Origin of the sequence: Streptomyces sp. NPDC006294 (genome assembly GCF_042870895.1) — a bacterium.
In the GTDB taxonomy this organism is placed as follows: domain Bacteria; phylum Actinomycetota; class Actinomycetes; order Streptomycetales; family Streptomycetaceae; genus Streptomyces.
In genome coordinates, this window is the sequence record NZ_JBIAHV010000007.1 from 218,807 (window position 1) to 244,712 (window position 25,906).

The window sequence follows — 25,906 nt, forward strand, 5'->3', positions numbered from 1 at the left end:
CAGTATGGTGGTGCGCGCCGCCGAGCCGCCCGCAGCAGTAGCTATCCAGTAAGAAACGGGCGGCGAAGCCAACCGGGAGAACCTGCTTTGAGTCGTGAAACTGACAGTTCGTCCTCCGGCCCCCAGGGGCGCGGTGGAGCCGCGTACCCCTCCGGGACACCGCCGTACGGATCGCGCCAGTATCCGTCGCTGCACCCGCAGGACGCCCCCGACGAGGCCGGGGACGCGGCGCCCGAGCAGCCGGAAGAGAAGAAGACCGAGACGACGCTGACGACGCGCATCCGGATCAACATCCCGGGTTCGCGTCCGATCCCGCCGGTCGTGATGCGTACGCCGATGAGCGACATGGACGCGAAGCCGGACACCGGCGCGTCCAAGGCGCCCGGCGGGCCGTCCGGGGCCGCGGGGTCCGCAAGGGGCGCTTCCGAGCGGGAGAGCGAGCGTACGGGCAGTACGCCGCGGCCCGGAGCGTCGGCGGGCGCCCCGTCGGCGCCGGCGGCCGAGGAGAAGCCTCCCACCAGCGACTGGTTCGCGCCGCGCAAGCCGGCGGCGTCCGCGGGGCCGGCTGCGGGTGCGGGCGCGCCTGCGGGAGCGCCTGGTGGTCCCGGCGGTCCCGGAGCCGGTGGTCCGCGTTCGGGGCTGGCGGCCCTCGCGGAGCAGGCCGGTTCCCCCGCAGCGCCCTCCGGTGCCGGACCCGGCGGGCCCGGACCCTCCGGTCCCGGACCCGGCAACGCCAACGGAAACGGCTTCGCGCCGCCGCCCGGGCGTACCACGCCGCCGCCCGGCGCACCGGACCGCAACGGCGGTCCCACGGGACCGACGTCCGGGCCGGCCACCGGGGACATGCCGCTCGGCCCGCGTACCGGCACCCCGGCGCCCGGCATCGGCGCGCCCGTGCCCCGGATGTCCGACGACACCGCCGTACTCACTCCGCAGCGACCCGTGCCCGGAGGCGGCGACGGCCGCGGGCATGTCTCCGGCGACACGCTGACCGGCGGCATGCCGGTGGTCCCGGGTGCGCAGCGCTCGCCGTTCCCGCCGCTCGGCGGACCGGACACCGGTCCCGGCACCGGCCCCAACCCGATCCTGACCCAGCGGCCCGGTCCGCGGGCGGAGGACGGGGACTTCTCCGTACCGGAGTTCCCGGCCGGCCCCGGCGGCGGAGCCGAGGCGCCCGGCGCCGCGGACCGTCCCGCCCCCCGGCCGGCGCCGACGCCGCCCCCGGCCAAGAAGGGCCGCTCCAAGCTGGTCCTGGCCGGAGCGGGCGTGGTCGGCCTGCTCGGCATCGCGTACGGGGCAGGGCTGCTGCTCAACCACTCCGACGTGCCCAAGAGCACCACGGTGCTCGGCGTCGACATCGGCGGCGGCACGAAGGGCGAGGCGGTCAACAAGCTGGAGGCCGCGTTCGGCGAGCAGGCCAAGGCCCCGCTGCAGCTGTCCATCGGCGGGAGGAAGGCGGAACTTCCGCCGGACAAGGCCGGTCTGTCCCTGGACAGCCAGGCCACCGTCCGCGGGGCCGCCGGCAGCGACTACAACCCGGTCTCCGTCATCGGTTCCCTCTTCGGCGGCGAGCGCGTCGCGCCCCCGGTGATCGTCGTCGACGAGGAGAAGCTGAGCGTCGCCCTCGCCGACCTGGCGGGCACCGCCGGGTCGTCCACCGACGGCACGATCAGATTCGAACCGGACAAGGCCGTCGCCGTGCCGGGCAAGCCGGGCAAGACGCTGGACATCGGCCGCTCGATGATCTCGGTCAAGGACGCGTACCGCACCCAGGTGCAGACCGGCCGGCCGAACCTGGTCGAACTGCCGATGACCACCAGCGCGCCGACCATCACCCAGGCCGAGCTCGACCGGGCGATGAAGGAGTTCGCTGAGCCCGCGATGTCCGGCCTGATCACGATCAAGGCGGGCGAGAAGTCGATCCAGTTCGGCCCCTCGAGGTCGCTGCCGAAGATCCTGTCGATGAAGGCGATCGACGGCAGGCTGGTCGAGGTCTACGACAAGAAGGCCATCGACACCCTGCTCGAGGGCGTCTTCGACGGCATCATGATCACCAAGGGTGACGGCAAGCTCCACGAGGTCTCCGCCGACGACGTGGCCCAGGCGATGGGCCCGGCCCTGCGCGGCAGGACCCCGGCGGAACGCACGGCGGTCATCGACCTGAACCCGAGCTGAGCCGTTTCCCTCCGACGGAGCCCCCTGCCCGTACCGGGCGGGGGGCTCCGCCGCACTGTGGAAGCGGGTCTCGGCGCCAGTCCGGCTACAGCGGGGAGCGCCGCGAGACCGACGCCGCGCACCCTTCCGCCGCCCCGGCAGCGGCCCTTACCCCTCCGCGAGTGCGCCACGACGAAAGCGAACGCCTCCTCAAGCGCGTCGGCTTCACCGAGTGAGCCCGTCACAGGTCGCCGGCTGTTCCGTCAATCGCCGACCCGGCTCCGACAACACGCTGAGCCCTTCCCCGGCGACTGACTCCGGCACATCCGGATAAATCCCTTCCCTCGCCACCGCGTCGCGCTCTCCCTCAGGTCTGGACGTCGTCCGGCAGCCGCGCGCCCGGGCGCACGCGTCCCCTCAGTCCGGCGCGGGCCGGCCGCCGATGAGCCGGGACAGGCCCGCGTGGTCGGAGCCGACCTTGCGGTAGATGTCGGAGAGGAGGCGGGTGACGATCGGGGCCTGGGCACCGAGTTCTTCCGCTATGCGGGCGTGCGACCAGCCATGGGCGGCCCATTCGGCGACCTTGCGTTCCTGGGTGGTGAGGGACTCCTTGGCCGCGGTGCTGAGGCGGAGCGGCCACAGGCCCGTGGCGTCCAGTTCCTCCCGGGCGCGGGCCGCGAGGGCGTCCGCACCGCACTGGGTGGCGCCCTCCAGACCGCGGTGGAGCTGCTCGCCGGCCTGTTGCCGGAGGCCGGCGCCGCGCAGGGCGACGCCGTGGTCGACCAGGGCCGCGGCCAGGTCGTAGCCGGCGGGGGAGCGCTCCAGGTGTTCGACGGCCTCGGTCAGGAGGCGGAGGCGTTCCGCGCCCTCGGTGACCGCGGCCATGGCGTGCAGCGCCTGGCCGATGGCCGACTGGGTGCCGAACCGGCGCGCGAGGTCGAGGCCCTCCATGGCCAGCTGGCGGGCCCGTTCCGGGTCGTCCGTGGCCTGGGCGAGGTGCAGCCGCCACGGGCACCACGCGGGGTTGCGCATGCCGCGCGGTTCGAGCCGGCGGCCGACCTGTATGAGCTGCTGCTCGGCCTCACGGCGCTTGCCGAGGGCGAGCAGCAGCTCGCTGTGGACGGTCTGGGAGTCGGGGTACACGACGGCGCTGGGCGCCACGTTGCCGTAGCCGTACTTCGCGGCCAGCGCCCGGGCGTCCTGGACGCGGCCGCGGGCCAGCAGGATCTCGATGAGAATGCCGATGGCGAAGTACTGCGCGGGCACCTGGTGCCCGACCCGGTCCGCGATCCCCAGTCCGGCGCGGACCAGGGTCTCCGCCTCGTCGAGACGGCCGCGGCGATGGCGGATGTAGCCGAGGAGCGTGAAACCGAACGACAGATGGGCGCCGCGCCAGCCTTTGCTCTCGCACTCGGCGATGCCCTTGGCGAAGAGCTCCTCCGCCCGCCCGGGCTGGTCGCAGTACATGAAGGTGAGGGCGACGACGACCGGGACCTCGAACCCCCACTCCTCGTCGGTCCAGGCGAGGCCGTCGCCCAGTGCCTCCTCCGCGTAGTGCAGCGCCGTGGCGGCGGGCTCGCCGCGGACCATGGCGTCCCAGGCGCGCAGCCCCAGGATGTACCGCTCGGTTATGCCGCGGCCCTTGATGTGCTCGGCGAGCCGGGTCAGCCTCCGCGAGCGGGCCGGCGAGTCCTGTTCGTCCGCCCGGAAGGCGTTCCACATGAACTGCTCGGCCTGCATACGCAGCCGCGTCCTGGCGTCGGTGGCGTCCCGGGCCGCCTCCGCGACGGTCTCCGCGGCCTCGGCCATCCGGTCCGAGTGGCCGAGGGCCTGCGCCAGCCGGTAGACGATCGACTCGCGCAGCGCGGGGTCGAGGACGGGCTCGTCCAGGGCGGCCCGCAGGTGGTTGACCGTGGTCGCCGGTTCGGTCAGCAGGGCCGAGCAGCCCAGCTCGAAGAGGACGTCGGCCCGTTCGTCCAGGGCCGGAGGTTCGCGGAGCGCCCGGGCGAGGCAGCGCCGGGCGGCGTCGGGTGCGCCCGCCCGCAGATACTCGCGGGCGGCCTTGCGCAGCTCCCGTACGGCCCAGGGGTCGCTCTCGGGGTGCATCTCCAGCAGGTGCCGGGCCGTCGTGGTGACGCCCAGGCCGGCGCCGGAGACGATGGCCGCGGCCTGGCCGTGCAGGGCGACACGGAACGCCGCCGGTATGGCCCGGTAGACGGCGGTGGCGACCAGCGGGTGGAAGAACTCCAGCCGGTCGCCGTCGGGGTCGTCGGCCGGCGGGAGGGCGAGGATACGGGCCTCCCGCAGCCGGCTCACGGCCAGGGCCGATTCCGCCTCGCCCAGGCCGCCGACGCTCGCGGCCAGGCTCCGGGACGCCTCGGAGCCGAGCACGGCGGCGCTCCAGGCGAACCGGACGACGGACGTGCCGAGCCGCTCCAGCCGGTCCACGAGTCCGCTGCCCTTCACCGCGGAGGCGAGCTCACGCAGTTCGGCGATGTACGCCACCTGAGGCTTGAGCCTGCGGTCGGCGACCTTGGCGGTCAGTTCGACGGTCTCGAAGGGGTTGCCGCCGGTGACCGCCCATGTCTCGCGGCAGAACCCCTCGTCCGCGTCCTCCCCCAGGGTGTCCCGGACGATGCGGCCCACCGCGGCGGGCGTGAGAGGCACGAGATCGAAGGGGTGGGAGCCCTGGCGTTCGGCGAGGCCCGCGAACGCGGCGGCGTCCAGTGGCAGTTCGTCCGGGCGGTAGGCCACGACGAGCAGCATCGGCAGTTCGTTGACCCTCGGCGCGAAGCCCGTCAGCCAGGTCAGCGACTCGGCGTCGGCCCAGTGGGCGTCGTCGAGCATGACCACCAGCGGCGCGTGCTGCACGGCGATACGGGTGGCGAACCAGTCCAGGCCGTCCCGTACGCCCTGCGGGTCGGGGACGCCGTTGCCGTCGCCGGCGACCAGGCCCATGGCGGGGGCGACGATGTCGTACCAACTGCCCAGCAGCTGGTGGTGTTCCTCCTCGGTGGCCGTCGCCAGGAACGGCTGGACGAGCTGGCGTACGACGTGGAACGCCACGCCCTGCTCCTGCTCGCCGCCCCTGGCGTAGAGCACCGTGCAGCCGCGGGCGACCGCCCTGCGGCGGACTTCGGTGAGCAGGGTGGTCTTGCCCATGCCCGCCGGTGCGGCGAAGGCGAGCAGCCCGCCGGCGCCGGGCGCGGCCGATCCCGCGGGTGCTGCCGAGAGATCGGTCAACAGCGCGTCCACCGCGGCGAGCTCGGTGTCGCGTTCCAGCAGCGGCCGGCGCTGTCGTTCCGGCCGGTCTCCGATGTGGGCCACATCTGATCCTTCGACATGAGGCGTCGTGAGTCGTGATGCCTGAATACCGCGAAGCGTATGCCCAGGGCGACGGACCGTAACCCCTTGGGGAGTTTTCGGCCAGGCAGACGCGGCCTTCTGGTAGGGGAGCGTCACGAGAGGCGCGTACAGGCGAACTGCCGCTGTTTCGCGCCACGTTGCGCCCGCAGGCGGTCTTCGCTCACGGCGAAAAGAGACCTAGCCTCATATCCCTGCGGAGGGCGTCGGACCTGTGCCACTGTCCGGTGCGACGCGCCGCGACACCGAGGGGGCAGGTATGACGGACACGACGAACTCCGGCCACACGAAGGCGCTTTCGGACCCGACGCGGCGCGCGGCGGCCGTCAGGATTCCGTACTCCGCCCGCCTCAGCCCGCACGCGGAGCGCGCCCGGCGGCACACGCTCCAGTGGCTGCAGAAGACAGACCTGCTGGCCGGGGACGCCGCCGTCGAGGAGTACGACGCGCTGCGTCTCGAGCGGCTGATGGCCTATTTCTACCCCGACGCCACGGGCAGCGACCTCGAGCTCGCGGCCGACTTCAACGCCTGGTTCTTCATCTTCGACGATCAGTTCGACGGCGGGCTGGGGACGCGGCCCGAGGCCATCGAGCGCCTGGTGAACACCCTCGGGCGGACCATGACGGTCAGCGGTACGCCCGGTACGCCCGAGGTGCCCACCGCGCGCGAGGCGCGCGAAGAGGCCGGAGTGTCCGACGAGGTGTCCGGCCCGCCGCTCGTCGTGGGGTTCCGGGACATCTGGCACCGCTCCACCGCGGGAAGGCCGCGGAGCTGGCAGCGCCGCTTCCGCGCGCACTGGCAGGCGTACATGGCCGCCTACCAGGGCGAGGCGGCCAATCGGAACGCGGACCGCCTCCCCACGCTGGAGCGGTTCCTCGCCCTCAGGCGCGACTCCATAGGCGTGCAGCCGTGCCTCGACTTCACCGAGCGGTGCGGGGGCTACACACTGCCGGACGAACTCCACGGCTCCTTCCCGCTGCGCGAGATGCGTGAGATCACCGGCGATGTGGTGATCTTTGTCAACGACATCGTCTCCCTGGTCAAGGAACTCGCGGCGGGCGACGTGAACAACAGCGTCGTCGTCCTGAGCGAGCAGCGGGGCTGCTCCCTGGACGAGGCCGTCGAGCACATCGCGGAGCTCGCCAATTCCCGTGCGGCCCGCTTCGGCGAACTCGCCGCCGCCCTGCCCGGGCTGCTGGACGACCTGGGCGTGCCGGCCGGGCTGCGGGGGCCCGTCGACCACTACGTGGAGGGGATGGGGCATCTGATGGCGGGCAACCTCGCCTGGTCGCTGGCCACCTCGCGCTACGACGAACGGGGCGTCGCCGCGGTGAGCGGCGGGCGGCAACGGCCCTGGGCGCATCTCGCCGCGGTGCCGGAGGGGGACGGCGAGCGCCTGCGGACGAAGGCCTGACGGCCCGCGTCCGAGCGCGCGGCGGACCGCTCAGTTCAGGCGGGCCCGGGCCGAGCGGGCGTGCCCCCTGATCGTTTCCGCCGCCGTCGGCTCGACCGCGTCCACGACCTCCGCGTACGCCTCCATCTCCGCGGCGCCCGTCAGGAAGTCGCCGCGCTGCACGAGCAGCTGGGCCCGCTCGAAGCGCAGGCGCGCCGGGTGCGAGGGGAGGAGGAGCAGGAGGTCGAGGGCCCAGAGGGCGACCGCGGAGTGCTCGGGGCGCAGCGCCGCCCAGGCGCGGACGTTGTTGAGGATGCGCGACACCACGGCGAGCGGATCGGCGGGCGTCAGCATCGACGGGGACAGGGAGGCGCCCGTCGCGCCCGTGACGAGGAGTTCGGCGTCGGCGCCGGACAGGACGCGGCCGGCCGCGAAGGGGTCGGCCAGCACCTGTTGCTCCGGGTCGCCGAAGCCGACGACGAAGTGGCCCGGCAGGGCCACCCCGTACACGTGCCCGCCCGCGCGGCGGGCGACCTCCGTCCAGACGACGGAGAGCAGGATCGGCAGCCCGCGGCGGCGGCGCAGGACCTGGTGGAGGAGCGAGGACTCCAGGTGCTGGTAGTCGCCGGGGGCCCCGTGGAATCCCTCGCGGCCGCCGAGCAGCTCGGCGAGGGCCGCCGCCCAGGCGTGCGGGCCGCGCAGCCCGTACGGGAGCATCCCGGCCAGGCGGTCCAGCTCGATCTGGGCCGCGTCCATGTCCTTCTCGTCCAGTGACGGGTCCGCCTCCGCGCCGATGAGCAGGCAGAGCAGGGCCAGGTCGGGGCGCTCGGAGCGGGCCTCCTCGGCGAAGCGGGACCGCCGGTCGTTCTCATCCATGACTGACTCGTACCCCCGGGCCTACTGCGCCCGGTAGTGGTGGTAGTGGTGATGGACCGAGAATCCCATGCCGGCGTAGAGGGCACGTCCCCCGGCGTTGTCGGACTCCACCTGGAGCCACGCCGCCGAAGCGCCCTCGTCCAGGGCCCGGCGGGCCAGGGCGGCCATCACCGCCGACGCGAGCCCCTGACGCCGCTGCTCCGGGCCCACCTCCACCGCCATGAAGCCGGCCCAGCGTCCGTCCACCACACAGCGGCCGATCGCGGCCGGTGTGCCCTCGGCCCCTTCGGCGCCCGGTATGGAGGCGAACCACACCGAAGGCCCGCTGTTCAGGACCTGGAGCACATGTGGTCCGGGCACACCGGTCCGCTGGTAGCGCCGCAGCCATGCCTCGTCGACGGAACGGGCGAGCACGACACGTGCGATGTCGGCGTCCAGGTCTCCCACCGCCGCCAGCCCCCCGACCTGCACCTGTGCGGAGACCTCACGCTCCCAGCCGCGTGTCTCCAGCCCGGTGCACAGCTCCTCCTGGGTTCCCGCCGCGCCCGTCGCCGTCTGGACGTACGCCGGAAGACCGCGGGCCGCGTACCAGTCGCGCACCCGCCCCAGCGCGTCGTCCAGCGGCAGGCCGGGGTCGCCGAGCGGCAGTACGGAGTTGGCGCGCCGGGTGAATCCGGCGGCGGCCCGCAGCCGCCAGTCGCCGAGCCGCTCGCTCTCCACCGGCTGCCACGCACGTGCCGTGACCTCGGCGAGCTCGCGGAAGTCCGCCGCGGGGACGCCCCTGCGCCGGGCGGGCGCGGCCGGTACGACCTTGCCCGCGACGAGGGAGGATTCCGGGATGCGGACGCTCTCACCGGTCCGGCGTGTGATCACCAGCACATCATCGGTCCAGGATGCGAGAACGCCCACCGTGTCGGTGAACTTCGCTCCCGGCGCTCCAGCCTCGCTCAAGCGGCGTACTGAGACACGTTTGCCCACGTCAGCGGGTGTGATGCGGATTTCGAGCCGTCCGCCCGCAGTGAATTCCACAGCTCTGTGAGCCCCTCCTGTTCGGATCGTTACCAAGAACGGAGATACTAGGGGCGGGCATCGACGACGCCGCGCTCCCGCGCAAGCCAGCCCTTATCGAGGAGGAACGACAGCGTGACCTACGTCATCGCGCAGCCTTGTGTCGACGTCAAGGACAAGGCGTGCATCGAGGAGTGCCCCGTCGACTGCATCTACGAGGGCTCCCGGTCCTTGTACATCCACCCGGACGAATGCGTCGACTGTGGTGCTTGTGAGCCGGTCTGCCCGGTCGAGGCCATCTTCTACGAGGACGACACCCCGGAGGAGTGGAAGGACTACTACAAGGCGAACGTCGAGTTCTTCGACGAGCTCGGTTCGCCCGGCGGTGCCTCCAAGCTCGGCCTGATCGAGCGGGACCACCCCTTCATCGCCGCCCTGCCGCCGCAGAACGGCTGATCCGATCCGCATGTCCCCGGTCCCGTACGGCTCGTCGTCCGTACGGGACCGAGGCGTTTGACGCCGCCTCCGGCGTCCGGAACGGCCCCATGACGAGAAACGCCCCCGACCGACGCCCCGCCGACAAGCGCCCCGTGACCCGAAAGTGAGCGCCGCCGTGCCCGCAGTCTCCTCGCGACTCCCCGTCTTCCCCTGGGACAGGCTCGAGCCCTACAAGGCCACGGCCGCCGCGCACCCGGACGGCATCGTGGACCTCTCGGTGGGCACCCCGGTCGACCCCGTCCCCGAGGTGATCAGGAAGGCGCTCACGGAGGCCGCCGACTCGCCCGGCTACCCGACGGTCTGGGGCACGGCGGAGCTGCGCGACGCGCTGGCCTCCTGGGTCGAGCGCCGGCTGGGCGCGGTGGGCGTGGTGCACACCAACGTCCTGCCCGTCGTCGGCTCCAAGGAGCTGGTGGCCTGGCTGCCGACGCAGCTCGGACTCGGCGCGGGCGACCGGGTCGCCTACCCGCGCCTCGCCTACCCGACGTACGAGGTGGGCGCGCGGCTGTGCGGGGCGACGCCGGTCGTCTACGACGACCCGACCGAGCTCGACCCGGCCGGGCTGAAGCTGCTCTGGCTCAACTCGCCGTCCAACCCGACCGGCCGGGTGCTGCCCAAGGACGAGCTGACGCGGATCGTCGCCTGGGCGCGCGAGCACGGCGTACTGGTCTTCAGCGACGAGTGCTACCTGGAGCTCGGCTGGGAGGCGGAGCCCGTCTCCGTCCTCCACCCGGACGTCTGCGGCGGCTCGTACGCGGGCGTGGTGGCCGTCCACTCGCTCTCCAAGCGCTCCAACCTGGCCGGCTACCGCGCCGCGTTCATCGCGGGCGACCCGGACGTGCTGGGCGAGCTGCTCCAGATCCGCAAGCACGGCGGCATGATGACGCCCGCCCCCGTGCAGGCGGCCACCGTCGCGGCGCTCGGCGACGACGCGCACGTCACCGAGCAGCGTGCCAGGTACGCGGCCCGCCGCACGGCCCTGCGCACGGCGCTCGAGTCGCACGGCTTCCGGATCGAGCACAGCGAGGCCAGCCTCTACCTGTGGGCCACCCGCGACGAACCCTGCTGGGACACGGTGGCCCACCTGGCCGCCCTGGGCATCCTGGTGGCGCCCGGCGACTTCTACGGGGAGGCGGGGGAGCGTTTCGTACGGGTGGCGTTCACCGCGACCGACGAGCGCGTCCAGGCCGCCGTGAAGCGCCTCGGCCGGGCGGACGCCTGAGCCGCACGGGCCGCGCACGCCCAACAGGGCACAAGGAAGGGCCCCAAGATTTCCCGGGGCCCTTCCGCATGCGTGGTGCCGTGGTGTCAGCCGCCGAGCGGCAGGCCGCCGAGGGAGCTGGTGGGCAGGCCGCCGCCCGTCAGCGCGTCGGTCGGCAGGCCGCCCTTGGTCGCGCCGCCGACCAGGCCGCCCGCCTGGCCGGCGGGGCCGCCGGTCGCCTTCTTGGCGATCGGCTTCGTCGCCTTGGCCGCCTTGCCGACGGTCTTGGTCGCCCCGGGGGCGGCCTTGTCGGCCGTCTTGCCACCGACGTGGCCGGCCGCCTTGGTGGTCTCCCTGGAGACGCCGTCGACCGTGTTGCCGACGTTGTCCGCGTCGAGCGCCGAGAGTGCGCCGACCGGGGCCTGCGGGAGTTCCATGGCGCCTGCGGAGCCGGCCGCACCGACCACGGGGGCTGCTCCCGCCGCGACGAGCAGCGCGGCACGGGCGATCCGACGGGTCAGGGGGAGGGACATGATGCTCCTTGGGACGAGAGGACGTTCGGAATGATGCGTGTCCGGTGTACGGACGTCCTGACAACCGGGCGGAGGCGGGGGGAAGTTGCGGTGCACCAAGGTAAAGAGTTGGTAATGCGTCGCATTATCGTCCTCGGATGAAAAGGGGCAAACGCAGCCATGTGCGACCGCCTGGTGAACCGTCACTTCCCGCCGCTTCCAAGGGAATTGGGGTCACCGGAGGCGACGGGTCGCGACCGCCGGAAGTCGCCGTGGAGGAGGTGAGCGGAGTGACTCGTTCGAGGGTGGTGTCGGGCTAGCGTGCGATACGGATCCGGACCTCGTCCGGGCCGTCCTCGGCGCTGCCGGCCGTACGCCAGCCGTCCGCCGACTGCCCGGCGCTCCACACCCGGCCGCCGTAGGCGACCTCCTGGATCCGCAGCTCGTCCGCCCGCGCGACCGCCCAGTGCGCGAGCTCCCAGCCGCGCTTGCCGCCCGCTCCGCCGCCCCGGCCCTCGGGCCCCAGGTCGCCGCCGACCGCGTCGGCCGCCTCCTCCGCGCCCACGGGCGCCTGCACCGGGACGGTCAGCTCCCGGGCGTCCGCGTCGCCCGCGCGCCCCCGCCCGCTGCCGGCCTTCGGCAGCACCCCGGGCCCGAACGCCCGGGTCAGTTCCGTCCGCACCTGGGCCGGGTCGCCCGGTCCGCCGCCGTCCCTGGTCTCACAGGTCAGGGTCGCAGAGGCCCGCCCGGTGAGCGTCGCGGCCAGCAGCGCGGCGTCCGGCTCATGCTTCGCGTACGCCTGCGGGAAACCGCTGCGCTGCACGACCTGCGCGGCGACGGTCAGCGGCAGCCGTGAATAGCCGGGCACCTCGGCCAGGCCCTCGTAGAACTTCCGCGACGAGTAGACGGGATCGAGGATCTGCTCCGGGGTGCCCCACCCCTGGGAAGGACGCTGCTGGAAGAGGCCGAGCGAGTCCCGGTCGCCATGGCGGATGTTGCGCAGCGCCGACTCCTGGAGAGCGGTCGCCAGCGCGATGGTGACCGCCCGCTCCGGCATCCCGCGGGTCGTGCCGACCGCAGCGATCGTCGCGGCGTTCCCCGCCATCTCGGGCGACAGTTCGTACGACGGACCGTCGCCCTCGGCCGTGCGCACGACGCAGCGCGGAGCGCCGCCGCCGGTGACGTACTGCACCACGACGTAACCGATGAGGGCCAGCAGCACGAGGAACGCGGCCGCGAAGCGCAAGGAGCGGCCGCGCCGGACGGGAGAGGCGGTCTCGGGCACCCGCCCACCGTACTGGAGCCCCCGGACGGCCCCGGGGGGTGTCCCGGACAACGGCCGGGCGGGACCGCCTATCGTCGAGACCATGCATCCGACCGCGCTTGACCTCACCCTCGACGCCCCCGCGCTCACCGCCGCCCTGGTCGACTTCCCGTCGGTCAGCGGCAGCGAGAAGCCCCTCGCCGACGCCGTCGAGGAGGCCCTGCGCGAGCTGCCGCACCTGACCGTCGACCGGCACGGCAACAACGTCGTGGCCCGGACGCACCTCGGCCGCACCGAGCGCGTGGTGCTCGCCGGGCACATCGACACCGTCCCGATCGCGGACAACGTGCCGTCGCGGCTCGACGAGAACGGCATCCTGTGGGGCTGCGGCACCAGCGACATGAAGTCGGGCGTCGCGGTCCAGCTCCGGATCGCCGCCACCGTTCCCGAGCCCAACCGCGACCTCACCTTCGTCTTCTACGACAACGAAGAGGTCGCCGCACACCTCAACGGTCTCGGGCATGTGGCGGAGGCCCACCCCGACTGGCTGGACGGCGACTTCGCGGTACTGCTGGAGCCCTCCGACGCCCAGGTCGAGGGCGGCTGCCAGGGCACGCTCCGGGTCCACCTGCGGACCAAGGGGGAGCGCGCACACTCCGCCCGCAGCTGGATGGGTTCCAACGCCATCCACGCCGTCGGCCCGGTCCTCGACCGCCTCGCCTCCTACGAGCCGCGCCGGCCGGTCATCGACGGACTGGAGTACCGCGAGGGCCTGAACGCCGTCGGCATCGAGGGAGGTGTGGCCACCAACGTCATCCCCGACGAGTGCACTGTGGTGGTCAACTACCGCTACGCCCCCGACCGCAGCATGGCCGAGGCCGAGGCGCATGTCCGCGAGGTCTTCGCCGACTGCGGTCTGAGCGAGATCGTGGTGGACGACCACACAGGCGGCGCCCTGCCCGGACTCTCGCACCCGGCCGCCGCCGCCTTCATGAAGGCGGTCGGCGGGACCGCGCAGCCCAAGTTCGGCTGGACCGACGTCTCGCGCTTCAGCGCGCTCGGCGTGCCAGCGGTCAATTACGGCCCGGGCGATGCGCTCCTCGCCCACAAGCGGGACGAGCACGTCGCCGTGGACAGGATCACGCACTGCGAGCGGCGGCTGCGCGACTGGCTGACTTCCTGACGCCGCATACTGGTTGATCACCCCGATTTCGCCATTCGTCACGTTGGCCGACCTACCCTGAGCCAAAGCAGATGATGTTCGGCGGAGGGAGCAGGTCATGAGCAACCCCGAGGGATTGCGGGCGCTGGAGGAGCAGCGGCTGGGACCGGTACTGCGCCGCAGGGATCAGATCAGGCCGGGCACCACGGACCAGCGGCTGCTCGACACCGAGGGCGACTCCCAGTGGGTGCACACCGACCCGTGGCGGGTCATGCGCATCCAGTCCGAGTTCGTCGAGGGCTTCGGCGCGCTCGCCGAACTGCCCGGCGCCATCAGCGTCTTCGGCTCCGCCCGCACCCCGGCCGGCACTCCCGAGTACGAAGTCGGCGTCCAGTTGGGCAAGGCCCTCGCCCGCGCCGGCTTCGCGGTGATCACGGGCGGCGGCCCGGGCGTGATGGAGGCCGCGAACAAGGGCGCGCGCGAGGCCGAGGGCATCTCCGTCGGCCTCGGCATCGAGCTGCCCTTCGAGCAGGGCATCAACGCGCACGTCGACATCGGGGTGAACTTTCGCTACTTCTTCGTCCGCAAGACGATGTTCGTGAAGTACGCGCAGGGCTTCGTCGTCCTGCCCGGCGGGCTGGGCACCCTCGACGAGCTCTTCGAGGCGCTCACGCTGGTGCAGACGCGCAAGGTGACGCGGTTCCCGATCGTGCTCTTCGGCACGGAGTACTGGAGCGGCCTCGTCGACTGGCTGCGGAACACCGTGATCGCCCAGGGCAAGGCGTCCGAGAGGGATCTGATGCTCTTCCACGTCACCGACGACGTGGAAGAGGCGGTCGCGCTGGTCTCCAAGGAGACGGGCAGGTAGGCGTCCCCGCGCCGCCCGGTGCGGCCCCGGCGCTTCCGGGGCCGCACCGGGCGGCCGGCGGCTCAGGCGAGGCCGCGGCGGGCGACCGCCGGCGGACGGTGGCCCGCGATCGAGGCCACCATGTCCAGGACCTGTTTCGTCTCCGCCACCTCGTGCACGCGGTAGACCTGCGCGCCGAGCCACGCGGAGACCGCGGTCGTCGCCAGCGTGCCGAGCACCCGTTCCTTGACCGGCTTGTCGAGCGTCTCGCCGACGAAGTCCTTGTTCGACAGGGACACCAGCACCGGCCAGCCCGTCGCCGTCATCTCGTCGAGCCGGCGCGTGGCCTCCAGGCTGTGCCGGGTGTTCTTGCCGAAGTCATGGCCCGGGTCGATCATGATCCCGTCCCGGCGGACACCGAGCTCGACCGCCCGCTCCGCCAGCCCCAGCGTCACCCGCAGAACGTCCGCCATCACGTCGTCGTACGCGGCCCGGTGCGGCCGCGTACGCGGCCGGGCGCCGCCCGCGTGGGTGCAGACCAGACCGGCGCCGTACCGCGCGGCGACCTCGGCCAGCTTCGGGTCCGCGCCGCCCCAGGCGTCGTTCAGCACGTCGGCGCCCGCCTCGCAGACGGCCGCGCCCACGTCATGGCGCCAGGTGTCGACGCTGATCACCACGTCCGGATGGCGCCGCCGCACCTCGGCCACGAAACCGACCGTGCGCCGCGCCTCCTCCTCGGAGGTGACCTCCTCGCCGGGACCGGCCTTCACGCCGCCTATGTCGATGATCGCGGCGCCCTCGGCCACGGCCTGTTCCACCCGGGCGAGCGCGGGCTCGTCGCGGAACGTCGCCCCCTGGTCGTAGAACGAGTCCGGCGTCCGGTTCACGATGGCCATGATCACCGGCTCGTGCGCGTCGAACTCGCGCCGTCCCAGCCGCAGCATCCGCTGTTTCCTCCTCAGTGCTCGTACGCCTGCGACCCTAGCTGTCGGTGTCCCGTGGCACGATCAGCACAGGACGGTTTCCCGCTCGGGCAGGTTCCCCGGGACGTACGGGAAACGGTCGTACGGGAAGCAGCGGGAAGTCCGGGGAGAGGGTCGTTCGTGTTCTGGTTCTTGCTGATCGCGATGGTCGTGGTCGTCGCGGCGGTCACCCTCGTCGTGCTCGGGGGGAGCGACACCGCGGCACTGCCCGAGGCCGCGCCCGAGCAGCTGGTCGACCCGCTGCCGCTGGACCGGCCCGTCGGCCGCGGCGACGTCGACGCGCTGCGGCTGCCCGTCGGCATGCGGGGCTACCGGATGGCCGACGTGGACGAGGTGCTCGGCCGCCTCGGCGCGGAGCTCGCCGAGCGCGACGCGCGTATCGCCGAACTGGAGTCGGCGCTCGCGGGGGCGCAGGCCACCGCCGCCGGCCGGTCCGACATGTTCACCGAGCCGGGACAGGAGCCGGGCCGGTGACCGCGGTGACGGGCGCCGCCGTGCCGGGCCCGGACGGCGGACTCCGCTGCCCCTGGGGCCTGTCCACCGAGGACTACGTCGCGTACCACGACGACGAGTGGGGCCGCCCGGTCCACGGCGACGACGCCCTGTTCGAACGGCTCTGCCTCGAGGCGTTCCAGTCCGGCCTGTCCTGGATCACGATCCTGCGCCGCCGCGAGGGGTTCCGCAGCGCCTTCGACGGCTTCAAGATCGGCTCGGTGGCCGCCTTCACCGATGCCGACGAGGAACGGCTCCTCGCCGACCCCGGCATCATCCGCAACCGCGCCAAGATCCGGGCCACCGTGGCCAACGCGCGCGTGCTCGCCGGCTGGTCCTCCGGCGACCTGGACAGCCTGATCTGGTCGTACGCGCCCGACGGTGCGCGCCGGCCCGTGCCGCGCACCGTCGCCGACGTGCCGGCCGTCACCGACGAGTCCACGGCGCTGGCCAAGGAGCTCAAGAAGCGCGGCCTGCGCTTCATCGGCCCGACGACGGCGTACGCCCTCATGCAGGCCTGCGGGCTCGTCGACGACCACCTGGCCGACTGCGTCTTCCGGGGCGGCGGCACGGGCCGCACACGGCCGTAGCGGGCCTGGGGTCTGTCGTTCGGATCAGGCCGGATCAGTGAGCGGGGCCTGGTGCATAAGGTCTCCCCAGGCCCGCCAGGGCCGCGGGGACGCCTCGCAAGGCGGAGGAAGGGGTCCACGCGGTGGGGGCACCTCCCGTGCCCGAAGGGCTACGGGGGAGTCGGCGACCGACGACGGCGCGGCGAGGTGCGGTGCGAGGGCCCGCGAGCCCGGCAGGATCCGAACGAGAGGCCCTAACGGCCCAGGTACTCGGGCGCTTCCTTGGACAGGAACGCCTGCACCGCGATCGCGTGGTCCTCGGAGGCGCCCGCCTTCGTCTGGAGCTCCTCCTCCTTGTCCAGCGCCTCGCTCAGCGAACGGTCCGCGCCGTACGCCATGGACTCCTTCAGCGCCGCGTACGCGACCGTGGGGCCGTCGGCCAGGGCACGTGCCACGGCGGCGGCCTCCGCGGCCAACTCGTCCGCCGGAACGAGCTTGTTCGCGATGCCCCACTCGTACGCCTCCCGCGCGGAGAACGAGCGCGGGAACAGCAGCAGGTCCGCGGCGCGGCTCTGCCCGATCAGCCGCGGCAGCGTCCACGACACTCCCGAGTCGGCGGTGAGCGCCACGCCCGCGAACGACGTCGTGAACTTGGCCGTGTCGGCGACGACGCGGTAGTCCGCCGCCAGCGCGAAACCGAGACCGGCTCCGGCGGCGACGCCGTTGACGCCGGCGACGACCGGCTTCGCCATGCCGGTCAGGGCGCGGACGATCGGGTTGTAGTGCTCGCGGACCGTGCTCATCGTCCCCCCGCTGCCGGACTCGCGGTCCGCGGCGAGCAGCGACACGTGCTCCTTGAGGTCCTGGCCCACGCAGAACGCCTTGCCGCCCGCCGCCGTCAGCAGCACCGCACGCACGGCGCCGTCGTCGGCCGCGGCCCGCACCGCGTCCCGCAGGGCGACCTTGGCGTCGACGTTCATCGCGTTCATGGCCTCGGGCCGGTTGATCGTGATCGTCGCGAGTCCGTCGGTCACGTCGTACAGCACGGAGTCGGCCATGGCGGGTCCCCTTAGGTGGTTCGGCTGGTGGTTCTGCGTCGTTCTGACATCAGTATCGGAGTCAGCATGACGGAGATCATCCAGCCTGCACATATGACCTCCGTCAAAGAATCCCCATGTGCCGCCTGGCAAGCGGTGGCGAAGTATCGCAGGCACATCGCCGAATTGGGTGGTTTTGCGAGAGCGCGTTGCGCAAGCGATGCCGACTGATGTTGGTCTTTGGGTCCCGCCATGCGGGATAATGGCCTGGAAGCAATGTGTTCGATGCCGGTGACACAGCACCTCTCATGGGGCCGCCGGCTGCGATGAGCTGGTTTCAGGAAGGGGAACGAGCATGGCGGCCATGAAGCCGCGGACGGGCGACGGCCCGCTCGAGGTGACCAAGGAGGGGCGGGGCATCGTCATGCGCGTTCCGCTCGAAGGCGGCGGTCGTCTTGTCGTCGAACTGACTCCGGACGAAGCCGACGCACTCGGCGACGCCCTGAAGAAGGTCGTCGGCTGACGCGTCCTGAGTCTCGCAGCGCCCCCGGCATACGAATGCCGGGGGCGCTGCGCGTTCCGGCCCCGGGCTGGCCGTGTTGCCTGGGGCGGGTTGTTCCCCTCCCCGCCCCTGCGGCCTGGCGGCCGCCGGGGCCCCACCTTCCCGAAACCGGGACGCTGCCCCTGGGCCCGCGCCTCAGGGCTGGGAGCTGGCCGGTCTCGTCGGGGCGCTGCCCCGGGGTGCTGCGTCTCTGTCGCCGGCGGGGGCTGGGTTGGCCCGCTTGTCGGGGCGCTGCCCCGAACCCCGCGCCTCAATCGCCGGCGGGGCTGGAGTGGTCGGGCCGCACGCTCCCGCGCCCAAACGCCCGCGAGCTGGGAGCGTGCCGGTCTTGTGGGCGCTGCCCCGGAGTCCTGCGCCTCAATCGCCGGTGGCGCTGGGTTGGCCGCTCCCGTCAGGGGCTTGCCCCCCGGGGCCTGCGCCTCTATCGCCGGCGGGGCTGGATGTGCCGGGTCCGCCGCCTTGAGCGCCGGCGGGGCTGGACGTTCCGGCTCGGCACCTTGAGCACCGGCGGGGCTGGATGTGCCCGGCTCGGGCCGGTTGCCGCGTCGCGGCATTTCCAGTCCGGCCTGGGGGTCTCCCCTACGCCTGGCGGTGTGGGAGGTGCGCCCACCCACGGCCGCCAAGCCGTAGGGGGACTTTGAGGCCACCGCGCGAAGCGCGGTACCGGGCCCGGGCGGAGCCCCGCCCACCCAGCGGCACGGGCCCGGGCGGAGCCCGGCACGCCGCCCAGCCAGCGGCACGGGGTCGGGGCTTGCCCCGGCACGCGGCGGAGCCGCACATCGGGACAGCGGGAAGGGGCGGCGCGGGGAACAGGCCCGCCGCAGAGCGTCACCCGCCCCCGGCCCGCGACCCCGTCAGGACCGGCGCACCGCGCAGAGGAGCCCGTCGCCGACCGGCAGCAGCGTCGGCAGGAGCTCCGTGCTCTCGCGGACCGCACGCAGCAGCTCACGCACCCGCAGCACCTCCGCCGGCTGCGCCGCCGAGTCGACCGTACGGCCGTCGGCGAAGACGCCCTCGAAGCAGACGAGCCCGCCCGGACGCAGCAGGCGCAACGATTCAGCGAGGTAGTCGAGGGACTCGGTGCGGTCGCCGTCGCAGAAGACGAGGTCGTAGCCGCCGTCGGCGAGCCGCGGAAGGACGTCCAGCGCCCGCCCGGGAATGAAGCGCGCCCGGTTCGCGGCGAAGCCGGCCGCCCGGAACGCCTCCTTGGCGAACTGCTGGCGCTCCGGCTCCAGGTCCACCGTGGTCAGGACGCCGTCGGGGCGCATACCGTCCAGCAGGTAGATCCCGGAGACCCCGGTCCCCGTGCCGATCTCGGCGACCGCCTTCGCGTCCGCCGTGGCCGCCAGCAGTCGCAGCGCGGCGCCGGTGCCCGGCGACACCGAGGGCAGCCCTGACTCCCGGGCCCGGTCCCGGGCCCAGTGCAGAGCGTCGTCCTCGGCGACGAAGGCGTCGGCGAACGCCCAGCTGGTCTGCTGGTTGGCGGTTATGACCCTCTCCCGTCCCCGTAGTTGGCGCGACGCTGACTGTATCCGCTGCGCGCGGGAACCCGCAGATGGGACCGGCCGTTGTTCAGGGCAGAAGGAAGCACGTGGAGCGGGGCCGGAAGCCGGACCCAAATCCTCGTAAAGATTCTTATCCGGAGCTAACGGGCGAGGTGGCTATGGTAGGGGCTCCGCTGGACACCACCAGAGCCGATAGGGGAGGTGCGGCTGCACCTGCGGATCGGGGAGGAGTGCTGAGGCGCCTTCTCAGGTCGGTGGGTGAGCCGAAATCCGTGACCAACACTGCTGACCGTTCCGTGCCCTCCGACTCCGTCACCACCGCGACCTTCGCATCGGATGCGGAATCGCAGGCGTGGACTCCCCCCACCTGGGAGGAGATCGTCAGCACGCACAGCGCACGGGTCTATCGCCTCGCATACCGCCTCACGGGGAACCAGCACGACGCGGAGGACCTCACGCAAGAGGTCTTCGTCCGCGTCTTCCGTTCCCTGTCGACGTACACGCCCGGCACCTTCGAGGGCTGGCTCCACCGGATCACCACGAATCTCTTCCTGGACATGGTCCGCCGCAAGCAGCGCATCCGTTTCGACGCCCTCGGCGACGACGCGGCCGAGCGGCTGCCCAGCCGGGAGCCGTCGCCGCAGCAGGTCTTCAACGACAGCCACTTCGACGCGGACGTGCAGCAGGCGCTGGACACCCTCGCGCCCGAGTTCCGTGCCGCGGTCGTGCTCTGTGACATCGAGGGCCTGTCGTACGAGGAGATCGCCGCGACCCTGGGCGTGAAGCTGGGGACCGTGCGCAGCCGGATCCACCGCGGCCGCTCCCACCTGCGCAAGGCCCTGTCGCACCGTTCCCCGGAGGCACGTGCGGAGCAGCAGCGCTCGCTCGCGGGCGCCGTCGCTCTGGCGGGGGAGGTCGGACCGGCGTGAGCGGTACAGGCCCGACCCCCGCGGAACAGCACTTGGGGGACCGGCTCGCCGCGCTTGTCGACGGTGAGCTCGAGCACGACGCCAGGGACCGCGTCCTGGCGCATCTGGCGACCTGCCCGCGGTGCAAGGCCGAGGCCGACGCCCAGCGCCGCCTCAAGAGCGCCTTCGCCCAGTCCGCCCCGCCGCCCCTGTCCGAGGCGCTGCTCGCGCGGCTGCAAGGGCTGCCCGCGGGCCCCGGCGCCGGGGACGACGACGAGTCCGGCCCGTTCGGCGGCGGCCGTATGACGGGCGGCGGGATGTTCGGAGGACTGAACCCGTCCGCGGGAAGACCGCGCGACCCCCGCGCGGAGACGTTCGCCTACGTCCCCGGGGGCGCCCACGCGGCCGTCCTGCCGGGTGGCGGGAGCGGCTTCCGGATCCACGAGGTGGGCCGCGCCGAGGCTGAGCGCTCGCCGTGGCGCCGCAGACGCTTCGCGTTCGCGGCGGCCAGCGCCGTCTCCTTCGCCGCCATCGCCCTGGGCGGCGCGGTCCCGCTGGACGTCGTGTCGGACTCCGGTTCCCGTGGCCAGGGCGGCGGCAGCAAGGTGACGCCGCTGCGCACCGCGACGCCGACCACGGCCACGAACGGCACGACTCCGGGTTCCGCCGGCGGCACGACGTCGCCGCGCGGCACGGACGACCGCCGTCGCGGGGCGGGGAGCGGCCAGACCAGGCAGGGCTCCGGTCCGGTCGTCGCCGCTGTGCCGGGTGAGCCCGCCGGTCAGTCGCTGAACCGCTCCCTCGGGGTGTCGCCGCTGACCCACGCCGCGTCGGTGTCCCCCCTGATACGTCCGTCGGCGTCCGCGTTGCAGCCGGCCGCCGCCCCGGCGGTCGGTCCGGCGGCCACTTCCGTGCCCATGCATCTGGCGGCTCCCACGCAGTCCGTCTCGCCGCTGTCGCCCTCGCGCTGACCGGCGGCCCGGCGGGGCCTGAGCGGGACCTGACCAGGGCCCTGCGCGGTTATTCGCAAACCTGGTTGAATCTCAGCGGGCGTCCGCGTGGGCGCCGCATCGGCCGGCAGTTTGCGGGGAGAGCATGGACGACGGGAAGCCCACCGGACCCAAGGCGAAGTGGTGGAGCCGCCCCGGCACGGGACGCGGGGTTCCTCCCGAGGCGGAGGCCCCCGCTGGCGACGTGACGCCTGCGGCGCCGGACGCGGCGCCGACGGCCCACGAGGCGCCCCCCGCGCCGGCGGGCCCGCCCGCGGCTCCCACGGAGCTGCCCGCACCGGCGGACGCCGCCGGCACTGCACCGGCGGACACCGTCGGCACGGCTTCCGTCGCCGCCCCCGCGGCTGCGGCCGAAGCGCTCGAAGCGCCCGCCGTCCCGGCCAGGCCCACGCCGCTGCACGAGCCCGACGCCTACAGCACGCCGCCGTACGGCGGGCCGGGGCCCTGGGCGCCTGCCCCTCCCGTGCAGCGGCCGGTGCCGACGCCGGCCAACGGCACGCCGGTGCCTCCGCAGTACGCGACGGCCGGGGCCGAGACCGCCGGGGGGTACGCCCCGCAGCCGCCCCACCCGCAGCCCCCGCACCCGCCCGCCCCGCACCCCCACCAGCCCGCCCCGCACCCGCAGCCCCACCCGGCCGCCGTTCCCGCGTCTCCGGCACCCGCCCCGGCCCCCGGCCCGCCCCCGGCCGACGAGCGGCCGCAGCCCCTGTCGTCGGTGTGGCTCCGGTACGACCCCTGGAGCGCCCCCGGGCAGCCGCTCACCCACCCCGGAGAGCCGCCCGCGCCCCGTAAGCGCCGCCGCGGCCCGCTGCTCGTCGGGGCCCTGGTGCTCACGCTCGTCTCGGGCGGCGTCGGCGGCGCCGTCGGCGCGTACGTGGAACGCAACGGCGGCGTGACCCGGATCGAGCTCCCGCAGGCCGGTCCGGAGAGCGTCGACCGCGCGCCCGACAGCGTCGCCGGCATCGCCGCCCGGGCTCTGCCGAGCGTCGTCACGCTGCACGTCAGCGGCGACACCGAGCAGGGCACGGGCACCGGCTTCGTGCTGGACGAGCAGGGCCACATCCTCACCAACAACCATGTGGTCGACCCGGCCGGGGCCTCCGGGGACATCTCCATCACCTTCAGCGGCGGCGAAACGGCCAAGGCCACGCTCGTCGGCAAGGACAGCGGCTACGACCTGGCGGTCGTCAAGGTCACCGGTGTCGACGGTCTCAAGCCGCTGCCGCTGGGCAACTCGGAGAACGTCCGGGTGGGCGACCCGGTCGTCGCGATCGGTGCACCGTTCGACCTCCAGAACACGGTCACGTCGGGAATCATCAGCGCCAAGGAGCGCCCGATCACGGCCGGCGGCGAGAAGGGCGACGGCAGCGACATCAGCTATGTCGACGCGCTGCAGACCGACGCGCCGATAAACCCCGGCAACTCGGGCGGTCCGCTGGTGGACAGCCAGGCCCGGGTCATCGGCATCAACAGCGCCATCCGGGCCGCCGACACCGGCGCGGGGCCGGACGGGGGGCAGGCCGGTTCCATCGGGCTGGGCTTCGCCATCCCCATCAACCAGGGAAAGCGCGTCGCCGAGGAGCTGATCAGCACCGGCAGGGCCACGCATCCGGTGATCGGGGTCAGCCTCGACATGCGCTTCACCGGTGACGGTGCCCGGGTGGGCGAGAAGGGGCAGGACGACACCCCCGCTGTCACCCCGGGCGGCCCCGCCGCGAAGGCGGGCGTCAAGCCGGGCGACGTCATCACGAAGGTCGACGGCCGGCGGGTGCACAGCGGCGAGGAGCTGATCGTCAAGATCCGTGCCCACCGTCCCGGGGACGAGCTGGAGCTCACCCTGCGGCGCGGCGGCGACGAGCGGACCTTGACGCTGGTCCTCGGTTCGGCGGACAGCTCGTGACCATCTCCGGGCCGCCCGGACGGTACCGGCCCGACAGCTCCGCCAGGTACCTTGGACCGGGCCCTCACCCCGGCCGGACCGCGGTCCCTGGCGGGCAGACAGAACACAGCGAGCACAAAGAACACGAGGAGCAGCAGGGTGTTCAATGACGTAGGCGCACTCGAGCTGGTGGTGCTCGTGGTTCTCGCTGTGCTCATCTTCGGTCCGGACAAGCTGCCGAAGGTCATCCAGGACGCCGCCCGCTTCATCCGGAAGGTCCGCGCGTTCTCGGAGAGCGCGAAGGAGGACATCCGCAGCGAGCTGGGACCGGAGTTCAAGGACTTCGAGTTCGAGGATCTCAACCCGAAGACGTACCTCCGCAAGCAGCTCGCGGAGAACGACGATCTGAAGGAGCTCAAGGACCTCCGCAGCAGCTTCGACCTCAAGAAGGAGATCACCGAGGTCGCCGACGCCGTCAACGGAACGGAGCATTCCGGTGTGTCGGGGAGTTCTGTCCCCGCCGCGGTGAACGGTTCCTCCACAGGCGGCCCCGACCTGCTCAAGAAGGGCGACAAGCCCGCCCGCGTCGAGCGTCCGCCCTTCGACGCAGACGCCACCTGAGGACCGTCCTGCCCGGAGACCGGCGGCAGGGTGGCTATTCTCCATCTGTCCGGCAGTGAGGACGCCCGAGGGGGGCGGGTCCGCTGCAGGTGTGAAAGACAGAGGAGGCGGTCGGCACATGTCGACGACGAGCCGGGTGACGGAGCAGCAGGAGTCGGCGGGCGATTCGCCGGCCGAGAGCGGCTACAGGTCCCGCACGGCGCAGGGGGACACGGCGGCCCGACGTGCGGTGGAGGGATTCAAGAACGCCGCCTTCCCCTGGTACGCCCTGGACGCGGCCTTCACGGGCCCGCGGCGCCTGATGCAGGTCGGGACCGCCGCGGACGGCACGGTGCAGCACGGGGCCATCGGCCACGGCGACGAGCCGACGATACGGTCCGAGACGGCAGGCGCGGAGAAGGAGCGTTTCGCCGTCGTGGTCACCGTCGCGGCCAGTCCGGTCAGACGCAGCGGCGACGGTACGGGCGTGCTGGACGCCACCACGGTCTCCTCGGCGGCGTGGCTCGCCGGCTCGGGCCTGCTGGCCCACACCTGGCCGGAGAAGCTCGACCACGCGCTGCGTGACGACTGGCTGGACCAGCAGACGGAGACCGCGTTCGAACTGGCCGACGACCTGGAGGGCCCCGCGTGGTCGGCCCTCTCGCTGCCGGTCGACGGGGTGCCGACGCCGTTCCACTACCGCGAGTCCGAGTTCGGCTGGGTACTGGCCGGGACGACCGGTTCCGGCGTCCACCTCGGGGCGTACGGGCGCGGGATGAGCGCGTACGGTCTGGGTTTCGCCGTGGTGCCCAACCCGGCCGCGTACGCGCAGTGAGAAAGGCGCCGCTCGGACCGAGCGGCGCCTTTCTTCTGGGCGGTTTCGCGATTCAGTGGGGGATCACGCGGGGGAGACCCGTCAGAACTTGTTGCGGGGCGTGATCCCCAGCGACATGCCGGACAGACCGCGCTGGCGGTCGCCGAGCTTGGTGGCGATCGCGCGCAGCGCCGCGCCGGCCGGGGAGTCCGGGTCCGTCAGGACGACCGGCTTGCCCTCGTCGCCGCCCTCGCGGAGCCGTACGTCGATCGGGATCGAGCCCAGCACCGGCACCGTCGCGCCGGTCGTCCTGGTCAGGCCCTCTGCGACGCTCCGACCGCCGCCGGTGCCGAACACGTCGACCATCTCGTCGCAGTGCGGGCAGGGCAGCCCCGACATGTTCTCGACGACGCCCACGATCTTCTGGTGCGTCTGCACCGCGATGGATCCGGCACGCTCCGCGACCTCGGCCGCGGCCTGCTGCGGGGTGGTGACGACGAGGATCTCCGCGTTCGGGACGAGCTGGGCGACGGAGATCGCGATGTCGCCCGTGCCCGGCGGGAGGTCGAGCAGCAGCACGTCCAGGTCGCCCCAGTACACGTCGGCGAGGAACTGCTGCAGCGCCCGGTGGAGCATCGGCCCGCGCCACACCACGGGCGCGTTGCCCGGGGTGAACATGCCGATGGAGATCACCTTCACGCCGTGCGCCGACGGCGGCATGATCATGTTCTCGACCTGGGTGGGACGGCCGTCCGCACCCAGCATGCGCGGCACGCTGTGGCCGTAGATGTCCGCGTCGACGACGCCGACCTTGAGTCCGTCGGCCGCCATGGCCGCCGCCAGGTTCACGGTCACCGACGACTTGCCGACACCGCCCTTGCCGGACGCCACCGCGTAGACCCGCGTCAGCGAACCCGGCTTGGCGAACGGCACCTCACGTTCCGCCGTGGTGCCCCGCAGTGACGCGGCGAGATCCTTCCGCTGTTCGTCGCTCATCACGTCCAGCGTGACGTCGACGTGGGAGACGCCCTCGACGCGCGAGACCGCCTCCGAGACGTTCCTGGTGATCGTTTCTCGCATGGGACAGCCGGAGACGGTGAGGAACACCGTGACGGCGACCGTGCCGTCGTCCCCGATGTCCACCGACTTGACCATGCCCAGTTCGGTGATCGGTCGGTTGATCTCGGGGTCGTTCACCGTCGCCAGTGCCTCAAGCACCGCGTCTTCCGTAGCCATACGGGAATGGTACGGCGCTGCCTCCCGCCACCG

At 73.0% G+C, this 25,906-nt stretch carries 24 protein-coding genes; 15 read left to right on the plus strand and 9 right to left on the minus strand.

Going from position 1 to position 25,906, the window contains the following annotated elements:
• Positions 1 to 87: 87 nt before the first annotated feature.
• Positions 88 to 2,175: a hypothetical protein gene (locus tag ACFYOP_RS14590; RefSeq protein WP_356892425.1), complete on the plus strand. Its 2,088-nt coding sequence runs from the start codon at positions 88 to 90 to the stop codon at positions 2,173 to 2,175.
• A 396-nt stretch (positions 2,176 to 2,571) separates the two neighbouring features.
• On the opposite strand, the gene ACFYOP_RS14595 is transcribed toward ACFYOP_RS14590, so the two are convergent.
• Positions 2,572 to 5,481 carry an AAA family ATPase gene (locus tag ACFYOP_RS14595; protein WP_356892423.1) on the minus strand — a complete coding sequence of 970 codons (2,910 nt, stop codon included), beginning with the start codon at positions 5,479 to 5,481 and terminating at the stop codon, positions 2,572 to 2,574.
• Between the two features lie 295 nt (positions 5,482 to 5,776).
• On the opposite strand from ACFYOP_RS14595, the gene ACFYOP_RS14600 reads away from it, so the two are divergent.
• Positions 5,777 to 6,931 carry an isoafricanol synthase gene (locus tag ACFYOP_RS14600; RefSeq protein WP_356892421.1) on the plus strand — a complete coding sequence of 385 codons (1,155 nt, stop codon included), beginning with the start codon at positions 5,777 to 5,779 and terminating at the stop codon, positions 6,929 to 6,931.
• Between the two features lie 30 nt (positions 6,932 to 6,961).
• Here the strand turns inward: ACFYOP_RS14600 and ACFYOP_RS14605 are convergent, their stop codons facing one another.
• Together ACFYOP_RS14605 and ACFYOP_RS14610 are read right to left on the minus strand one after the other, a co-directional pair.
• A complete protein-coding gene (locus ACFYOP_RS14605; protein WP_356892419.1) occupies positions 6,962 to 7,786 on the minus strand; it encodes a transglutaminase-like domain-containing protein in 825 nt (274 codons plus the stop codon).
• Positions 7,787 to 7,807: 21 nt separating this feature from the next.
• On the minus strand, positions 7,808 to 8,815 hold the full coding sequence (locus tag ACFYOP_RS14610; RefSeq protein ID WP_356892417.1) for a GNAT family N-acetyltransferase: 1,008 nt from the start codon (positions 8,813 to 8,815) through the stop codon (positions 7,808 to 7,810).
• A 114-nt stretch (positions 8,816 to 8,929) separates the two neighbouring features.
• Between ACFYOP_RS14610 and fdxA the strand changes: the two genes are divergently transcribed.
• Together fdxA and ACFYOP_RS14620 are read left to right on the plus strand one after the other, a co-directional pair.
• Positions 8,930 to 9,250: a ferredoxin gene (fdxA, locus tag ACFYOP_RS14615; protein WP_003985062.1), complete on the plus strand. Its 321-nt coding sequence runs from the start codon at positions 8,930 to 8,932 to the stop codon at positions 9,248 to 9,250.
• Between the two features lie 157 nt (positions 9,251 to 9,407).
• Positions 9,408 to 10,514, plus strand: a complete 1,107-nt coding sequence (locus ACFYOP_RS14620) for a bifunctional succinyldiaminopimelate transaminase/glutamate-prephenate aminotransferase (RefSeq protein ID WP_356892415.1) — start codon at positions 9,408 to 9,410, stop codon at positions 10,512 to 10,514.
• Positions 10,515 to 10,600: 86 nt separating this feature from the next.
• On the opposite strand, the gene ACFYOP_RS14625 is transcribed toward ACFYOP_RS14620, so the two are convergent.
• Both ACFYOP_RS14625 and ACFYOP_RS14630 read right to left on the minus strand, forming a co-directional pair.
• Positions 10,601 to 11,026 carry an ATP-binding protein gene (locus ACFYOP_RS14625; protein ID WP_356892413.1) on the minus strand — a complete coding sequence of 142 codons (426 nt, stop codon included), beginning with the start codon at positions 11,024 to 11,026 and terminating at the stop codon, positions 10,601 to 10,603.
• Positions 11,027 to 11,321: 295 nt separating this feature from the next.
• Positions 11,322 to 12,290 (minus strand): hypothetical protein, encoded by a 969-nt coding sequence (locus ACFYOP_RS14630; RefSeq protein ID WP_356892411.1) that lies wholly within the window; start codon positions 12,288 to 12,290, stop codon positions 11,322 to 11,324.
• Positions 12,291 to 12,372: 82 nt separating this feature from the next.
• On the opposite strand from ACFYOP_RS14630, the gene dapE reads away from it, so the two are divergent.
• Both dapE and ACFYOP_RS14640 read left to right on the plus strand, forming a co-directional pair.
• Complete coding sequence (gene dapE / locus ACFYOP_RS14635) at positions 12,373 to 13,452, plus strand: succinyl-diaminopimelate desuccinylase (RefSeq protein WP_356892409.1); 1,080 nt, start codon at positions 12,373 to 12,375, stop codon at positions 13,450 to 13,452.
• 97 nt (positions 13,453 to 13,549) lie between these two features.
• On the plus strand, positions 13,550 to 14,299 hold the full coding sequence (locus tag ACFYOP_RS14640; RefSeq protein ID WP_356892407.1) for a TIGR00730 family Rossman fold protein: 750 nt from the start codon (positions 13,550 to 13,552) through the stop codon (positions 14,297 to 14,299).
• A gap of 62 nt (positions 14,300 to 14,361) precedes the next feature.
• Here the strand turns inward: ACFYOP_RS14640 and folP are convergent, their stop codons facing one another.
• The gene (gene folP, locus ACFYOP_RS14645; protein WP_356892405.1) at positions 14,362 to 15,222 is read right to left on the minus strand and encodes a dihydropteroate synthase; all 861 of its coding nucleotides are present in this window, start codon (positions 15,220 to 15,222) and stop codon (positions 14,362 to 14,364) included.
• Positions 15,223 to 15,381: 159 nt separating this feature from the next.
• Between folP and ACFYOP_RS14650 the strand changes: the two genes are divergently transcribed.
• Positions 15,382 to 15,735 carry a DivIVA domain-containing protein gene (locus ACFYOP_RS14650; protein WP_356892403.1) on the plus strand — a complete coding sequence of 118 codons (354 nt, stop codon included), beginning with the start codon at positions 15,382 to 15,384 and terminating at the stop codon, positions 15,733 to 15,735.
• A gap of 5 nt (positions 15,736 to 15,740) precedes the next feature.
• Positions 15,741 to 16,343 carry a DNA-3-methyladenine glycosylase I gene (locus tag ACFYOP_RS14655; protein ID WP_356892576.1) on the plus strand — a complete coding sequence of 201 codons (603 nt, stop codon included), beginning with the start codon at positions 15,741 to 15,743 and terminating at the stop codon, positions 16,341 to 16,343.
• A gap of 233 nt (positions 16,344 to 16,576) precedes the next feature.
• On the opposite strand, the gene ACFYOP_RS14660 is transcribed toward ACFYOP_RS14655, so the two are convergent.
• A complete protein-coding gene (locus tag ACFYOP_RS14660; protein ID WP_356892401.1) occupies positions 16,577 to 17,380 on the minus strand; it encodes an enoyl-CoA hydratase-related protein in 804 nt (267 codons plus the stop codon).
• 66 nt (positions 17,381 to 17,446) lie between these two features.
• Here ACFYOP_RS14660 and ACFYOP_RS14665 point away from each other — a divergent pair, with 66 nt between their 5' ends.
• Both ACFYOP_RS14665 and ACFYOP_RS14670 read left to right on the plus strand, forming a co-directional pair.
• Complete coding sequence (locus tag ACFYOP_RS14665; protein ID WP_388451565.1) at positions 17,447 to 17,590, plus strand: hypothetical protein; 144 nt, start codon at positions 17,447 to 17,449, stop codon at positions 17,588 to 17,590.
• Positions 17,591 to 17,714: 124 nt separating this feature from the next.
• Positions 17,715 to 17,882 carry a DUF3117 domain-containing protein gene (locus ACFYOP_RS14670; protein WP_003966491.1) on the plus strand — a complete coding sequence of 56 codons (168 nt, stop codon included), beginning with the start codon at positions 17,715 to 17,717 and terminating at the stop codon, positions 17,880 to 17,882.
• Between the two features lie 893 nt (positions 17,883 to 18,775).
• On the opposite strand, the gene ACFYOP_RS14675 is transcribed toward ACFYOP_RS14670, so the two are convergent.
• Entirely contained in the window at positions 18,776 to 19,453 is a 678-nt protein-coding gene (locus ACFYOP_RS14675) for an O-methyltransferase (RefSeq protein WP_356892574.1), read from the minus strand.
• Between the two features lie 131 nt (positions 19,454 to 19,584).
• Between ACFYOP_RS14675 and sigE the strand changes: the two genes are divergently transcribed.
• The 5 genes from sigE (at position 19,585) to ACFYOP_RS14700 (ending at position 24,658) form a co-directional block, all read left to right on the plus strand.
• Positions 19,585 to 20,355 (plus strand): RNA polymerase sigma factor SigE, encoded by a 771-nt coding sequence (sigE, locus tag ACFYOP_RS14680; RefSeq protein ID WP_356892399.1) that lies wholly within the window; start codon positions 19,585 to 19,587, stop codon positions 20,353 to 20,355.
• The gene (locus ACFYOP_RS14685; RefSeq protein WP_356892397.1) at positions 20,352 to 21,305 is read left to right on the plus strand and encodes a zf-HC2 domain-containing protein; all 954 of its coding nucleotides are present in this window, start codon (positions 20,352 to 20,354) and stop codon (positions 21,303 to 21,305) included. Before sigE ends, ACFYOP_RS14685 begins: the two co-directional genes overlap by 4 nt.
• Positions 21,306 to 21,429: 124 nt before the next feature.
• Positions 21,430 to 23,244: a trypsin-like peptidase domain-containing protein gene (locus tag ACFYOP_RS14690; RefSeq protein WP_356892395.1), complete on the plus strand. Its 1,815-nt coding sequence runs from the start codon at positions 21,430 to 21,432 to the stop codon at positions 23,242 to 23,244.
• A 138-nt stretch (positions 23,245 to 23,382) separates the two neighbouring features.
• Positions 23,383 to 23,844, plus strand: a complete 462-nt coding sequence (locus tag ACFYOP_RS14695) for a sec-independent translocase (protein WP_356892393.1) — start codon at positions 23,383 to 23,385, stop codon at positions 23,842 to 23,844.
• Positions 23,845 to 23,962: 118 nt separating this feature from the next.
• Positions 23,963 to 24,658, plus strand: coding sequence for a hypothetical protein (locus ACFYOP_RS14700; protein ID WP_356892391.1), 696 nt, complete (start codon positions 23,963 to 23,965; stop codon positions 24,656 to 24,658).
• Positions 24,659 to 24,739: 81 nt separating this feature from the next.
• Here ACFYOP_RS14700 and ACFYOP_RS14705 read toward each other — a convergent pair whose 3' ends face one another.
• Positions 24,740 to 25,873 carry an Mrp/NBP35 family ATP-binding protein gene (locus tag ACFYOP_RS14705; RefSeq protein ID WP_356892389.1) on the minus strand — a complete coding sequence of 378 codons (1,134 nt, stop codon included), beginning with the start codon at positions 25,871 to 25,873 and terminating at the stop codon, positions 24,740 to 24,742.
• Positions 25,874 to 25,906: the final 33 nt, after the last annotated feature.